This is a genomic window from Streptomyces sp. NRRL S-244 (assembly GCF_000717915.1).
Taxonomy (GTDB): Bacteria; Actinomycetota; Actinomycetes; order Streptomycetales; family Streptomycetaceae; genus Streptomyces.
Window position 1 is genome coordinate 78,077 of the sequence record NZ_JOCX01000005.1, and the last position, 13,493, is coordinate 91,569.

13 protein-coding genes are annotated in these 13,493 nt (G+C 71.5%); 5 read left to right on the forward strand and 8 right to left on the reverse strand.

Features of this window, described 5'->3' with window-relative positions:
• The 4 genes from IF02_RS0107970 to IF02_RS0107985 all read right to left on the reverse strand — a co-directional run bounded on the left by IF02_RS0107970 (window position 1) and on the right by IF02_RS0107985 (window position 4,982).
• Window positions 1-1,428 (reverse strand): FtsW/RodA/SpoVE family cell cycle protein, encoded by a 1,428-nt coding sequence (locus IF02_RS0107970; RefSeq protein ID WP_078621954.1) that lies wholly within the window; start codon window positions 1,426-1,428, stop codon window positions 1-3.
• Window positions 1,416-2,651 (reverse strand): LCP family protein, encoded by a 1,236-nt coding sequence (locus tag IF02_RS0107975; protein WP_030154754.1) that lies wholly within the window; start codon window positions 2,649-2,651, stop codon window positions 1,416-1,418. Before IF02_RS0107975 ends, IF02_RS0107970 begins: the two co-directional genes overlap by 13 nt.
• A 95-nt stretch (window positions 2,652-2,746) precedes the next feature.
• The gene (locus IF02_RS0107980; RefSeq protein WP_158708468.1) at window positions 2,747-4,234 is read right to left on the reverse strand and encodes a sensor histidine kinase; all 1,488 of its coding nucleotides are present in this window, start codon (window positions 4,232-4,234) and stop codon (window positions 2,747-2,749) included.
• 52 nt (window positions 4,235-4,286) lie between these two features.
• Window positions 4,287-4,982, reverse strand: coding sequence for a response regulator transcription factor (locus IF02_RS0107985; protein ID WP_030154758.1), 696 nt, complete (start codon window positions 4,980-4,982; stop codon window positions 4,287-4,289).
• Window positions 4,983-5,240: 258 nt separating this feature from the next.
• Here IF02_RS0107985 and groES point away from each other — a divergent pair, with 258 nt between their 5' ends.
• Entirely contained in the window at window positions 5,241-5,549 is a 309-nt protein-coding gene (groES, locus tag IF02_RS0107990) for a co-chaperone GroES (protein WP_030154760.1), read from the forward strand.
• A 111-nt stretch (window positions 5,550-5,660) separates the two neighbouring features.
• Entirely contained in the window at window positions 5,661-7,289 is a 1,629-nt protein-coding gene (gene groL / locus IF02_RS0107995) for a chaperonin GroEL (protein WP_030154762.1), read from the forward strand.
• A gap of 89 nt (window positions 7,290-7,378) precedes the next feature.
• Here the strand turns inward: groL and IF02_RS0108000 are convergent, their stop codons facing one another.
• The 3 genes from IF02_RS0108000 to IF02_RS0108010 form a co-directional block, all read right to left on the reverse strand.
• On the reverse strand, window positions 7,379-8,068 hold the full coding sequence (locus tag IF02_RS0108000; protein WP_030154764.1) for an ester cyclase: 690 nt from the start codon (window positions 8,066-8,068) through the stop codon (window positions 7,379-7,381).
• Window positions 8,069-8,162: 94 nt separating this feature from the next.
• A complete protein-coding gene (locus tag IF02_RS0108005; protein ID WP_030154766.1) occupies window positions 8,163-8,936 on the reverse strand; it encodes an SDR family NAD(P)-dependent oxidoreductase in 774 nt (257 codons plus the stop codon).
• Window positions 8,937-9,116: 180 nt separating this feature from the next.
• On the reverse strand, window positions 9,117-9,788 hold the full coding sequence (locus IF02_RS0108010; protein ID WP_030154767.1) for an MOSC domain-containing protein: 672 nt from the start codon (window positions 9,786-9,788) through the stop codon (window positions 9,117-9,119).
• A gap of 143 nt (window positions 9,789-9,931) precedes the next feature.
• Between IF02_RS0108010 and IF02_RS0108015 the strand changes: the two genes are divergently transcribed.
• Window positions 9,932-10,849 carry a LysR family transcriptional regulator gene (locus tag IF02_RS0108015; protein WP_030154769.1) on the forward strand — a complete coding sequence of 306 codons (918 nt, stop codon included), beginning with the start codon at window positions 9,932-9,934 and terminating at the stop codon, window positions 10,847-10,849.
• Between the two features lie 138 nt (window positions 10,850-10,987).
• Here the strand turns inward: IF02_RS0108015 and IF02_RS0108020 are convergent, their stop codons facing one another.
• A complete protein-coding gene (locus IF02_RS0108020) occupies window positions 10,988-11,314 on the reverse strand; it encodes a WhiB family transcriptional regulator (protein ID WP_030154771.1) in 327 nt (108 codons plus the stop codon).
• Between the two features lie 379 nt (window positions 11,315-11,693).
• Here IF02_RS0108020 and IF02_RS0108025 point away from each other — a divergent pair, with 379 nt between their 5' ends.
• A complete protein-coding gene (locus IF02_RS0108025; RefSeq protein WP_003948568.1) occupies window positions 11,694-12,305 on the forward strand; it encodes a response regulator transcription factor in 612 nt (203 codons plus the stop codon).
• Between the two features lie 437 nt (window positions 12,306-12,742).
• A complete protein-coding gene (locus IF02_RS0108030) occupies window positions 12,743-13,372 on the forward strand; it encodes a sigma-70 family RNA polymerase sigma factor (RefSeq protein WP_030154772.1) in 630 nt (209 codons plus the stop codon).
• The last annotated feature ends 121 nt before the right edge of the window (window positions 13,373-13,493 follow it).

Consider the following 13,493-nt stretch of genomic DNA (forward strand, 5'->3'; position numbering starts at 1 on the left):
TCAAAGTCCCGTCCGGCTGGCGGGGGGTGAAGCGGTGGCCGAGACCACCGGGGTGATCGTCGTTTCCGCCGGGCCGTGGGCGTCGGCTTCGCGTTGGCGTTCCGCGCTGTCGCTGATGCGCAGCAGCAGGGCGATCATGATCCAGTTGGCCAGGAGCGACGAGCCGCCCTTCGCCAGGAACGGCAGCGCCTTGCCGGTCAGCGGGATCAGGCCCGTCACACCGCCCGCCACCACGAAGACCTGGAGCGCCAGCGCCGCCGACAGGCCCACCGCCAGCAGCTTCCCGAACGGGTCGCGGGCGCCCAGCGCCATCCGCAGCCCCCGCTGGACCAGCAGTGCGTACAGGATCAGCACCGCCATGACCCCGGCCAGCCCGAGCTCCTCGCCCACCGTGGTCAGGATGAAGTCGCTGCGCCCCGCGAAGCCGATCAGCTCCGGGTGCCCCATCCCCAGCCCCGTCCCCGACATGCCGCCCGTGCCGAAGCTGAACAGCGCCTGCGCGGACTGGTCCGAGATGACCCCCGGCGGCCGCTCCTTCCAGTAGTACGACAGCGGCTCCAGCCAGGCGGCCACACGCCCCTTGACGTGCGGTTCCGTCGAGCCCACCACGAAGGCGCCCACGCCCGCCATGAGCAGGCCCGTCACGATCCAGCTGGTGCGCTCGGTGGCGACGTACAGCATCACCACGAACACGCCGAAGAAGATCAGCGACGTACCCAGGTCCCGCTCGAAGACCAGCACCAGCAGCGACACGATCCACACCGTGATGATCGGCCCGAGCTGGCGCATCGGGGGCAGCCGCATGCCCAGGAACTTCCGGCCCGTCAGGGCCAGCGAATCGCGGTGGATGACCAGATAGCCCGCGAAGAAGATCGAGATCATGATCTTCACGAACTCGCCCGGCTGGAGCGAGAACCCGAACAGGATGATCCAGCGCTTCGCGCCGTACGTGTCCGCACCGAAGAACGCCGGCGCGATCAGCAGCACCAGCGCGACCGCCATCGTGATGTAGATGAACCGCTGGAGCAGCCGGTGGTCCCGCAGCAGCGCCACCACGGCCAGGCACGCGGCCACGCCGATGACCGTCCACTGGAGCTGCCCCGGCGCGTTCGCCTCGCCGCCGTACCGCGCGATGTACGACTGGTCCAGCCGGTGCAGCAGCACCAGCCCCAGCCCCGACAGCAGCATGGCGAGCGGGAAGATCAGCGGATCCGCGTACGCCGCGAACCGGCGCACGCCCAGGTGCCCCACCAGCGCCAGCAGCGTCATGCTGATGGTGAAGCCGGTGAGGTTGGCGGGCAGCTCGCCGTTCATCGCCAGACCGGCGCTCGCGTGCCCGAAGACGGTGAGGGCGACGACGAAGACGAGGAGCAGCGCCTCGGTACGGCGGCGCGCGCCGGCCGTCGTGAGCGGTCTCAGTCCACGCACGGGATGCCGCCACCGTCGATGGCGGGGCTGCCGCTCGCGGCCGGAGCCGGGCCGGCGCCGCCCGGTCCCGGAGGCGCCCCCGGTGCGCCGCTCGGGCTCGGAGCGGCCGCAGAGGCGGAAGCCTCCGGTCCGATCTGCTCGGCAATGAGGCGCTTTATCTTCATATCGTCTACGACGTTTATGTCCTCTCCATGGTTCCTTCCGAACCGCTCGACGGGCAGTGTCGTGAACGCCACCTTGCCGCCGGACAGGTTCTTCGCCTGCTTCACGAACGACAGCAGGTCCCAGCCCGCGTCCGTCACCACGTCCTGCTTCGCGGCGTCGATCAGCTTCATCAGCTTGACCGGATCGGTGAAGGTCCCGGCCGAGTTCAGCTTCTGCGTGGCACCCGCCAGGAAGGCCTGCTGCCGCTTCGTCCGGTCCAGATCGCCCATGTCCAGGCCGTGCCGCTGGCGTACGAAGGCCAGGGACTGCTGCCCGTTCAGGGTCTGGCGGCCCGCCGGGAAGTCGGCGCCCGAGTACTTGTCCTGCACCGGCTTCTTCAGGCACACCGGTACGCCGCCCAGCGCGTCCGCCAGGTGGTAGAAACCGGCCAGGTTGAGTTCGGCGAAGTGATCGACCGGGACGCCCAGGAAGTTCCGTACCGTCTCGATCTGCGCCTTGCGGCCGGCCTCCCGCCCCTCGCGCTCCAGCTGGCGCCGGTCCTTGACCCCCTGGGCCGAGAGCCGCTCCTCCTCCTTGGCCTTCGCCAGCCCGTACGCCTTCTTGATCTTGTCCTGGCCCTGCCCCGGTATGTCGACGAAGTCGTCGCGCGGGACCGAGAAGGCCTTCGCCTGGCTGCCGTCGCCGGGGACGTGGAGCAGGATCAGCGTGTTCGCGTTGTAGCCGCCGATGTCGGAGCTGCCGGCGTGCAGTTTGTCGAGGACCTCCTCCGGCAGCTTCTCGCCGTTCTGGTCGCGGCGGCTGTCCAGGCCCATCAGCAGGATGTTGGTGTCGCCGTACTTCGACTTCTCGGCGCCCTCCAGGGCCTTGGAGCTGCCGATGCTGCCGGCGAGGTCCCGGTACACGTACCAGGCGCCGGCGGCGCCCATGACCGCCAGCGCGCAGGCGGCGACGAGCAGGGTGCGGGCGATGCGGAACCGGCGGGGCCGGCGGGGCCGGCGGGGCCGGGGGCGTCGGGGCCGACGGGCGGGGTGGCTTGTCTTCCTCCGGTGCGCGCTCATGCCAGTCGATGGTGGGGGAGGGGTGCTGAAGAAGTCCTGAGAGTCCTGAAGGGAGGTTCAGGACCCTCAGGGACGGGCCGGAGCCGGGGCCGGAGTCAGGCCGGGGCCGGGACCGGGGCCGTCCCGCCGACCGGCACGCGCAGGACGAGGCGGATGCCGCCGCCCGACCTCGACGCAAGCGCACGGGCCTCGCCGCCGTGCGCGCGGGCGATCTCGCGGACGATGGCCAGGCCGAGGCCCGTACCGCCGCCCGCGCGGCCGCGGTCCGCGTCCAGGCGGACGAACCGCTCGAAGACCCGGTCGCGGTCCTCCGCCGGGATGCCCGGGCCGTCGTCCTCGACCTCCAGCACCGCCCAGTCGCTGCCTCCGGAGTCCGCCGGTTCGGTGGCCGCCCGTACGACGACCCCCGTACGGGCGTGCCGCAGCGCGTTGTCCACCAGGTTGGCCAGCGCCCGCTCCAGCCGCGCCGGGTCCCCGGCCGCCGGTACGGGCGCCTGCGCGTCCAGCCGGAGCGGAACCCGGGGGGCCGGCCGCCGGGCCAGGTCCTCCGCGGCCAGCAGCGCCAGGTCCACCGGCTCGGTCCGCGGTACGGGCCCGCCGTCGAGGCGGGCGAGCAGCAGCAGGTCCGCCGCGATGCGCTGGAGCCGCTCGGTATCGGCCAGTGCCGCCGCGACCGACTCCCGGTCGGGGCGGCCCTGGGCCAGCGCCACCTCCAGCCGGGACCGGACGGCGGCCAGCGGATTGCGCAGCTCGTGCGAGGCGTCCGCGGTGAACTGCCGCTGCCGGGCGTCGGACCGCTCCAGCCGGTCGAGCGTGTCGTTGACGGTCCGGGCCAGCTGGGCGATCTCGTCGGCCCCGCCGGGATCCGGAACGCGGCGGTCCAGCTCGCTGGCGGTGACCGCCGCGAGCTCGGTCCGGATCGCGGTGACGGGGCGCAGGGCGTGCCCCGTCACCCACCAGGCGAGGGCCGCCGCGAAGCCGATCAGCGGGGGTGCGCCGGCCAGCAGGCCGAGGGCGATGGCGCGGGTCGCGTCGTCCACGTCGCCGAGCACGGTGACGGCGTACACCTCGTGCCCGCCCGGCGCATCGACCGCGACCACCGCGCGCCGTTCCGCGCCGGGGCGCGCGGGCGGGAGCACGGCGGAGCGGGAGTCCGCGCCGGGCGCACTGGACGCACCGGACGCACTGGACGCACCGGGTGCACCGGGCGCACCGAATGCACCCGACGCACCGGACGCGGGCGGCCTCAGGCCGCCGAGGTCGGGGGCGTCCCCGAGGTCCCCGGTGGAGGCGACGGTCCGCCCCTGCACGTCCCGTACGAGGACCAGGTCCACCCCGCTCTCCGGCGCGGGCAGCCGCCCGCCGGGCGCGAGGACGCCGGGGAAGGCCTGGCCGTCGAGCTGGGCGGCGACCTTGCGGGCGGCGAGCTCGGTGCGGTTGGTGGTGTTGTCGAGGAGGTTGGCCCGCAGCAGGCTGTAGAGCCACAGCCCGCCGGCGCCCAGCACGGCGGCCATGGCGAGCGCGGCGGCCAGCGCCGCCCGCCGCCGCAGCGGCCCCGGGCTCGTCCCGGGTCGTGTCGTCAAAGTCCCGCCAGCCCCGCCCTTCGGGCGGCCGACGCCACTTTGACGGCACTCCCTAGCCACCGTCGGGCGCCATGCGGTAGCCGGTGCCGTGGACGGTGAGGATCGAGCGGCGGCCGAAGGGGGCGTCGATCTTCTTGCGCAGCGAGGACACGTACACCTCGACGATGTTCGGGTCGATGGCGTGCGGGGTGTCCCAGACCTGGTCCAGGATGTCCTGCTTGGCGACGGCCCGGCCGGGCTGTTCCATCAGGCAGGCGAGTACGCCGAGCTCGCGGGCGGTGAGCTCGATGTCGTGCGTACCGCGGCGGCAGCGGCGGCCGGCGGGTTCGAGGACGAGGTCGCCGGCCTGGAGGGTGTGGTGGGGGTCGGCGGCCCCGGTGGTGGCCCCGGTCGCCCGGCGGGCGAGGGCGCGGAGCCGGGCGGCCAGGACCACGAACGAGAACGGCTTGGTGAGGTAGTCGTCGGCGCCGGAGTCGAGGCCTTCGGCCTCGTCGTACTCGCCGTCCTTGGCGGTCAGCATCAGGACGGGCGTGGGATCGCCGTCCGCCCGCAGGCGGGCGCAGATCTCGTAGCCGCTGAGGCCGGGCAGCATCAGGTCGAGCAGCACGGCGTCGTACGAGCCGGTGCGGGCGAGCTCCAGCCCGCGGTGGCCGTCGTGGGCGAGGTCGACCCAGTGCCCGTCGGCGGAGAGGCCGCGCCGCAGGGACTCGGCGAGGCCTTCTTCGTCTTCGACCACGAGAATGCGCACGCCCCAAGCGTCACATACCGCCCACCTCGGCCCCCCGGGCGGCGTCCGGACCGGGGTGCCGATCCGCATCGCCCGGCGGAGCGTGTTGGCACTCCGCTTGACCGAGTGCTAATCGCCGGAATAGTCTCGCACCTGGCACTCGCCCCCGGTGAGTGCCAACACAGCGACGGGCAGGTCCGGCACCCGCGACGACGGATCCACCTGGTCGCCACCTCAGACAGTTAGCCCCGTGAGATCTCCGAAGGGGGAGGTCGGATCGTGACGACCACCAGCTCCAAGGTTGCCATCAAGCCGCTCGAGGACCGCATCGTGGTCCAGCCGCTCGACGCCGAGCAGACCACGGCTTCCGGCCTGGTCATCCCGGACACCGCGAAGGAGAAGCCCCAGGAGGGCGTCGTCCTCGCGGTGGGCCCGGGCCGCTTCGAGGACGGCCAGCGTCTCCCGCTGGACGTCAGCGTCGGCGACATCGTGCTGTACAGCAAGTACGGCGGCACCGAAGTGAAGTACAGCGGCGAGGAGTACCTCGTCCTCTCGGCTCGCGACGTGCTCGCGATCATCGAGAAGTAATCCACTTCATCTGTATTGCTTGAGCTGCGCCCCTGGTCACCCCGCTGATTGCCGGGCGGCAAGGGGCGCAGTTCGTTAAACCCGAGTTTTCGAGAGGGCTGAACCGCTCCCATGGCGAAGATCCTGAAGTTCGACGAGGACGCCCGTCGCGCCCTCGAGCGCGGCGTCAACAAGCTGGCCGACACGGTGAAGGTGACGATCGGCCCCAAGGGCCGCAACGTCGTCATCGACAAGAAGTTCGGCGCCCCCACCATCACCAACGACGGTGTCACCATCGCCCGCGAGGTCGAGCTGGACGACCCGTACGAGAACCTGGGCGCGCAGCTCGTGAAGGAGGTGGCGACCAAGACCAACGACATCGCGGGTGACGGCACCACCACCGCCACCGTGCTGGCCCAGGCGCTGGTCCGCGAGGGCCTGCGCAACGTCGCCGCCGGCGCCTCCCCGGCCGCCCTGAAGAAGGGCATCGACGCCGCGGTCAAGGCCGTGTCCGAGGAGCTCCTCGCGACCGCCCGCCCGATCGAGGACAAGTCCGACATCGCCGCCGTGGCCGCGCTCTCCGCGCAGGACCAGCAGGTCGGCGAGCTCATCGCCGAGGCGATGGACAAGGTCGGCAAGGACGGTGTCATCACCGTCGAGGAGTCCAACGCCTTCGGCCTGGAGCTGGAGTTCACCGAGGGCATGGCCTTCGACAAGGGCTACCTCTCGCCGTACATGGTCACCGACCAGGAGCGTATGGAGGCCGTCCTCGACGACCCGTACATCCTGATCAACCAGGGCAAGATCTCCTCCATCCAGGACCTCCTGCCGCTGCTCGAGAAGGTCATCCAGGCCGGCGCCTCGAAGCCGCTGCTGATCATCGCCGAGGACGTCGAGGGCGAGGCGCTCTCCACCCTCGTCGTCAACAAGATCCGCGGCACCTTCAACGCGGTCGCCGTCAAGGCCCCCGGCTTCGGTGACCGTCGCAAGGCGATGCTCCAGGACATGGCCACCCTCACCGGTGCCACCGTCATCGCCGAGGAGGTCGGCCTCAAGCTCGACCAGGCCGGTCTGGACGTCCTCGGTTCCGCGCGCCGCGTGACCATCTCCAAGGACGACACGACCATCGTCGACGGTGGCGGCAGCCACGACGAGGTCGTCGGCCGCGTCAACCAGATCAAGGCCGAGATCGAGTCCACCGACTCGGACTGGGACCGCGAGAAGCTGCAGGAGCGCCTGGCGAAGCTCGCCGGCGGCGTCTGCGTCATCAAGGTCGGCGCCGCCACCGAGGTGGAGCTCAAGGAGAAGAAGCACCGCCTCGAGGACGCCATCTCGGCGACCCGCGCCGCGGTCGAGGAGGGCATCGTCTCCGGCGGTGGCTCCGCGCTCGTCCACGCCGTGAAGGTGCTGGAGGGCAACCTGGGTCTGTCCGGCGACGAGGCCACGGGTGTCGCGGTCGTCCGCCGCGCCGCCGTCGAGCCGCTGCGCTGGATCGCCGAGAACGCCGGCCTCGAGGGTTACGTCATCACCTCGAAGGTCGCCGAGCTCGAAAAGGGCCAGGGCTTCAACGCCGCCACCGGCGAGTACGGCGACCTGGTCAAGGCCGGCGTCATCGACCCGGTCAAGGTCACCCGCTCCGCGCTGGAGAACGCCGCTTCCATCGCCTCCCTGCTGCTCACGACCGAGACCCTGGTCGTCGAGAAGCCGGCCGAGGAAGAGGCCGATGCCGGTCACGGCCACGGTCACGGCCACAGCCACTGATCGCGCCCCACACTGAGAAGGCCCCGTTCCGCATCGGCGGAACGGGGCCTTCCCGTAGGCGGGGTGGCGTCACATGGCGTCACTTGACGTCACATCGCGCCGAGCTCCCGCATCAGGCGCACGGCGTCGTAGTGCCACCAGCCTTCCTTGATCATTCCGTCCTCGCACCGGAAGACCGTCGTGCCGGTCATCGTGCAGTTCTTGCCGGTCGGGGCGACCCCCATGAACTCGCCCTTGTGCTTGCCGTTGAAGGTCCACATCGTGGTGACGTAGTCCTCCTGCGCCATCTGGGCGTCCCGCGTGAAGGTGAAGTCGAAGGCGCCGCGCCACATCTGCACGTCCTCGCGGATGCCGTCGCGGCCGACCTTGGCCTCGGGCCGGCTGATGTCGTGGTCCCGGTAGTCCGCCGCGAAGATCTCGTCCACGACGGACATGTCGCCCTTCATCGCGACCTCTTCGTACATGCGGTTCGCGAGCAGGGTGTTGAGGTGCTCGTCGCGGACGACGTCCAGGTTGGTGAACCGGGGCATCCCGTCGCAGAGGGCCATCATCTCCTGGAACATCTGGTCCGTCTCCGGGAGGTGAGAGTTCTTCATGGCCGCTTCGTACGACGGGAATTCGACGACGTCGACGAAGTGGGTCTCGGCCTCGCGGTCCTTGCCCACCATGGTGTGGGACACGGTCCGCTTGCCCTTCGTCTTCGCCAGGTACCGGTCGATGACCTCGTTGACGGCCTCGGGGCTGCTGGTCTCGTAATCGACTATTTGTACGAATGTCATGGCGTACTCCCGGGCTGGAGGGGACACGTCCAGTTTAGGGAGATTTCACCCGGTCGGCCGGTTTGGAGACCGGCCTACCCGCAAGTCACTCGGGCTACTGCGGACCGTACTTGCGGCCCGTGCGCGAGGACACCCCGCCCAGCAGCCCGCGCGGCGTCAGCTTCACCACGCCCATCAGCGCCTTGTACCGCGGATCCGGGATCGAGACCGTCTTTCCGCGTGCCAGGTCGTCCAGGGCCGCCGCCACCAGCTTGTCCGCGTCCAGCCACATCCAGTTGGGGATGTTGTCCGTGCCCATGCCGGCGCGCTGGTGGAACTCGGTGCGGACGAAGCCGGGGCACAGCGCCATCAGCCGGACGCCCGATCCGGACAGGTCCCGCGCCGCGCCCTGCGTGAACTGCACGACCCAGGCCTTGCTCGCCCCGTACGTGCCGCGCGGCACGAAGGCCGCCACCGAGGCCACGTTGACGACGCCGCCGCGGCCGCGCGAGCGCATCGATTCGGTGGCCGCCGAGGTCAGCCGCAGGACGGCCTCGATGTGCACCTTCAGCATGGTCAGCTCGTCGGCCATGGAGACTTCGAGGTAGCGGCCCTTGTTGCCGAAGCCCGCGTTGTTGACCAACAGGTCCACCGGGTGCGTACGGTCGCCGAGGCGGCGCTCGACGGCCGCGATGCCCTCGTCGGTGGACAGGTCGGCGGCCAGCACCTCGGCCTCGATGCCGTGCCGGTCGTGCAGCTCGGTGGCCTGCTCGCCGAGCCGCTTCGTGTCGCGGGCCACCAGTACGAGGTTGTGCCCCTGGGCGGCGAGCCGCCGGGCGAATGCGGCGCCGATGCCCGCCGTGGATCCCGTAATCAACGCAGTCGTCATAGGCGCAACCTAGCCGCCCTCGACGACAGCTCAAGGGGAGCCCGCCGGGCGGTACCCCTTCGTGACGCACGGGGCCACGCGTCGTCGCTTCCCGCTGCGGAACCGCTACTTCCGGCTACGAAAACCCGCTTTGAGCTCCCGTTTCCGCCGCTTGAGCCGGCGTCACCCACGAATGCCCTGCTACTGCCCGTACTTCTCCATGTGGGCGAGGGCCGCCTCGTGCCACTGCGGCGCCATCGCCGCGCCCGCCGCCCGGGTGCGCGCGAGCAGCGACCGGTCGGTGGTGAAGGCCCGGAACCAGAGCTCCACCGTCACGTCGTGGTCCGGGCGGTGGACGATCTCGACGGAGTCGCCGGGGGAGACCGGACCCTCCTGGATCACGCGCAGGTACGCACCCGGCCGCGCGGCCCGCGTGTACCGCTTGACCCAGCCCCGCTCGCCGAGGGCGCCCTGGAAGGTGCGGCACGGGATGCGGGCCGAGGCCACTTCGAGGACGAGGCCGCCCGCGCCGACCCGCCAGCGCTCGCCGAGCAGCGCGCCCGTCAGGTCCATGCCGGAGGTGGTGAGGTTCTCGCCGAAGAGCCCGGCGGGCAGTTCGCGGTCCAGCTCGCCCTCCCACCAGTCGAGGTCCTCGCGCGCGTAGGCGTAGACGGCCTGGTGGTCCCCGCCGTGGTGGCGCAGGTCGCAGACGGCGTCGCCCTTGAGGCCGCTGGCACCGATGCCCTTGGGGCCGGGCGGGAACACGTGGACCGGGCCGGGGACGGGGCGCTTGCCGATGCCGGTCACCCCGCCCTGCGCGTCGGTGTGGTCGACGGCCGTCGCGCGGCCGAGGTTCACGGAGACGACGCGCAGCGGGGCCGCGGAGTCGCCGGGGGTGCCGGGGGCGCCGGAGGTGCCGGGAACGGTGAGGGCCATGAAGACCACGGTAGTCCAGCCTCCTCAAAGGGGCACGAGAATATTCGCGCCGAGCCCAAAGCGGGGCTTATGCTCGAAGGATGATCGAGGCACGTCATCTCCGGGTGCTGCGCGCCGTCGCCGGCACCGGGTCCTTCTCCGCCGCCGCCCGCGAGCTCGGCTGCACCCAGCCCGCCGTCTCCCAGCAGATGAAGGCGCTGGAGCAGTCGGCCGGCACCCCGCTGCTCGTCCGGGCCGGCCGCGAGATGCGGCTGACCCAGGCCGGTACGGCCCTGGTCCGGCACGCCGCCGGGATCCTCGCCGGGCTGACCGCCGCCGAGGAGGAGGTCGCGGCCATCGCCGGGCTGCGCGCGGGCCGGGTCCGGCTGGTGTCCTTCCCCAGCGGGAGCTCCACGCTGGTGCCGACGGCGCTGGCCGCGATGCGCGCCGAGCACCCCGGCACCCGGATCTCGCTGGTCGAGGCGGAGCCGCCGCGCTCGGTGGAGATGCTGCGCGAGGGCGACTGCGATCTGGCGCTGGCCTTCCGGTACGGCTCGGCCTCCCCCTCGGCCGGCGGTTCGGCCGCCGAGGCCGAGTGGGAGGACCTCGTGGTGCGGCCGCTGCTCACGGACCGGCTCGTCGGGCTGGTGCCGGAGGGGCACCGGCTGGCGGGGGCCGAGCGGGTGGGGATGGCGGAACTGGCCGACGAGCCCTGGATCGCGGGCTGTCCGCGCTGCCGCCGCCATCTGGTGGAGGTGTGCGAGGAGGTGGGCTTCACCCCGCGCATCGACTTCGCGACCGACGACTACCCGGCCGTGGTCGGCCTGGTCGGCGCCGGGCTGGGCGTCGCCGTACTGCCGGAGCTGGCGGTGGAGTCCGTACGGGCCAAGGGCGTGAGCACGGTGGCCGTGGAGCCGGCGGTGGAGCGGGAGGTCGTGGCGCTGACCCTGCCCGACCTGGCGCGCGTACCGGCCGTGGCGGCGACCCTGGCCGAACTGGAGCGGGCCGCCACGCGTTGACCGTGCGGCGTACGGCGCCGGCGTCGGCATACGGGGTCGGCGCCGGCGTCTGCGTACGGCGGTACGGCCAATCGCGTGACGTCCCGGTCGCGCGAAGGTTGAGGAAACGTTCCTTCGAACGTTTCGGCGAACCGTGGATCAGTGCGGCGGAAGGGGTCCGATCGTGGTCGACGCGGGGATCAGACGATGGCGCGCGCGTCCCATCAGCTCTTCGCGCTCGTCCTCGGTGAGGCCGCCCCACACCCCGTAGGGCTCGCGGACGGCCAGTGCGTGCGCGGCGCATTCCGAGCGCACCGGGCATCTCATGCAGACCTCTTTAGCCGAGGCCTCGCGCGCACTCCTGGCCGCGCCCCGCTCGCCTTCCGGGTGGAAGAAGAGGGAGCTGTCGACCCCCCGGCAGGCGGCCAGCAGCTGCCAGTCCCAGAGGTCGGCGTTCGGTCCGGGGAGGCGGGAGAAATCTGCCATGGGTAGTCCTCTTGGTGCCGGTACTGAGACGGATACGGTCCAAGTCTCCACACCTACTGTCGTAGTAGATGTAAATATGACTCATTGGGAATCTAGCCTCAGACACGTGCCAAAAGGAAGAAAAGCCGCCAAATAGGGCATAGCTCCAGATGGAGGACACGCGGAGAGTGGCACCCACGCCGTGTTCGCTTCCTCACGTAGAGTGCCGAAGGTGTCCGTCCGACCCGTAACTCTTTCGAGTGACCATCGTTGAGAGTGCGAAGGCGGTTGAACCAAGAAGTTCCCGGACAGGTGTCCGAGAGCATCGACCGCACAGGTGACGATACGTACCAGCCTGGAGGCTCAAGGTGACGCGCATCAGCAGCTGCGGAGGGCGGTCATGACTTCCGTCCTCGTCTGCGACGACTCCCCGCTTGCCCGAGAGGCGCTCCGTCGCGCGGTTGCCACCGTGCCCGGCGTCGAGCGTGTGACGACGGCTGCCAACGGCGAGGAAGTCCTCCGCCGCTGGGGTGCCGACCGCTCCGACCTGATTCTGATGGATGTACGGATGCCGGGGCTGGGCGGTGTGGAGACGGTGCGCCGGCTGCTCTCGGCCGATCCGGGCGCCCGCATCATCATGCTGACGGTCGCCGAGGACCTGGACGGGGTGGCCCTCGCGGTCGCCGCCGGCGCCCGGGGCTATCTGCACAAGGACGCCTCGCGCGCCGAACTGCGGGCCACGGTCACCCAGGCCCTGGCCGACCCGACCTGGCGACTGGCCCCGCGCCGGCTCCGCTCGGCCGAGATGGGCGCCGCGCCCACGCTCACCGCGCGCGAGATCCAGGTGCTGGAGGGCATGAGTCACGGCCGGTCCAACGCGGAGATCGGGCGCGAGCTCTTCCTCTCCGAGGACACGGTCAAGACGCACGCCCGCCGGCTCTTCAAGAAGCTGGGCGCCTCGGACCGGGCGCACGCCGTGGCGCTCGGGTTCCGCTGGGGCCTGGTCCGCTGACCGCGAGACCGCAGGCCGGACGCTGAGAGCGGTCCCGTCCGCCACCGGCGGGCGGGGCGGCGCGACGGGCGCCCGGGCTGTGGGTCCGCCCATGTGCCCGCCCGTGTGTCCGCCCGTGTGCCCGGCCGCCTTCGGCCGTCCGCGGCCGCCCCCGGCCGACCCCGCGCGTGCCCGTCGTGCGCCCGCCCGTTCCCGTCCCGCCGTACCCGGTGCGCACCCGGGGATGGGCGGGGCACAATCGGGGGACGTGTCGCTTCGCGCGCGATGCCGCATGCTTGAGGTGTGGCGCATTTTCTGGGATGGGGCCTCGGGGAGTATCCGGTCGAGCGGGAGGGGAGGGCGCAGTGATGAGCTCAGGCGCACCCGCTCATAACGCTTCGACGCACAACACGGGCCGTGGCGGCGCGAATGCTCCGGCGCCAAGGCACCATGGATTGATGCGCGACGACGAGGCCCCGGGGTCACCCACGGCCACAGGCTCCACCGGCGCCGCCAAGGGCGGCAGCGCGGGTGCCGTCAGCGCGCTCGTACGCCGAGCCGTCGAGGGTGACGAGCAGGCGACGCACGATCTGCTCGCCTTCGTGCACCCGCTGGCCATCCGCTACTGCAGAACCCGGCTCTCGCGGCTCCCGGGCGACGCCCGCCACTTCGTGGAGGACCTCGCGCAGGAGGTCTGCGTCGCCGTACTGATGGCGCTGCCGCGGTACCGGGACACCGGCCGGCCCTTCGAGGCCTTCGTCTTCGCCATCGCCGCGCACAAGGTCGCCGACCTCCAGCGCGCCGCCATGCGGCACCCGGGCAGCACGGCCGTGCCCTCCGACGAGATGCCGGAGCGGCCGGACGACTCGCTCGGCCCGGAGGAGCGGGCGCTGCTGAGCAGCGACGCCGCCTGGGCCAAGAAGCTGCTGGCCAACCTTCCGGAGAACCAGCGCGAGCTCCTCGTACTGCGGGTGGCGGTCGGCCTGACGGCCGAGGAGACCGGGCAGATGCTCGGGATGTCCCCCGGTGCGGTGCGGGTGGCCCAGCACCGTGCGCTCAGCCGGCTGCGCGCGCTCGCCGAGCAGTAGCGAGCAGTAGCGAGCAGTAGCGAGCAGTGGGCGGGGCGCGGGCCGGATCCCTGCATCCTCGTAGGCGCATCCTCGTAGGAACAGCTGAAACTTCTGCTTGACCTTGGTCGTGGAATGAGAC

Coding starts and splice junctions, on each gene's coding strand:
- IF02_RS0108025 (WP_003948568.1), top strand. CDS start 11,694: ATGACTTCCGTCCTCGTCTGCGACGACTCCCCGCTTGCCCGAGAGGCG.
- IF02_RS0108020 (WP_030154771.1), bottom strand. CDS start 11,314: ATGGCAGATTTCTCCCGCCTCCCCGGACCGAACGCCGACCTCTGGGAC.
- IF02_RS0108030 (WP_030154772.1), top strand. CDS start 12,743: ATGCGCGACGACGAGGCCCCGGGGTCACCCACGGCCACAGGCTCCACC.
- IF02_RS0108015 (WP_030154769.1), top strand. CDS start 9,932: ATGATCGAGGCACGTCATCTCCGGGTGCTGCGCGCCGTCGCCGGCACC.
- IF02_RS0108000 (WP_030154764.1), bottom strand. CDS start 8,068: ATGACATTCGTACAAATAGTCGATTACGAGACCAGCAGCCCCGAGGCC.
- IF02_RS0107975 (WP_030154754.1), bottom strand. CDS start 2,651: ATGAGCGCGCACCGGAGGAAGACAAGCCACCCCGCCCGTCGGCCCCGA.
- IF02_RS0108005 (WP_030154766.1), bottom strand. CDS start 8,936: ATGACGACTGCGTTGATTACGGGATCCACGGCGGGCATCGGCGCCGCA.
- groL (WP_030154762.1), top strand. CDS start 5,661: ATGGCGAAGATCCTGAAGTTCGACGAGGACGCCCGTCGCGCCCTCGAG.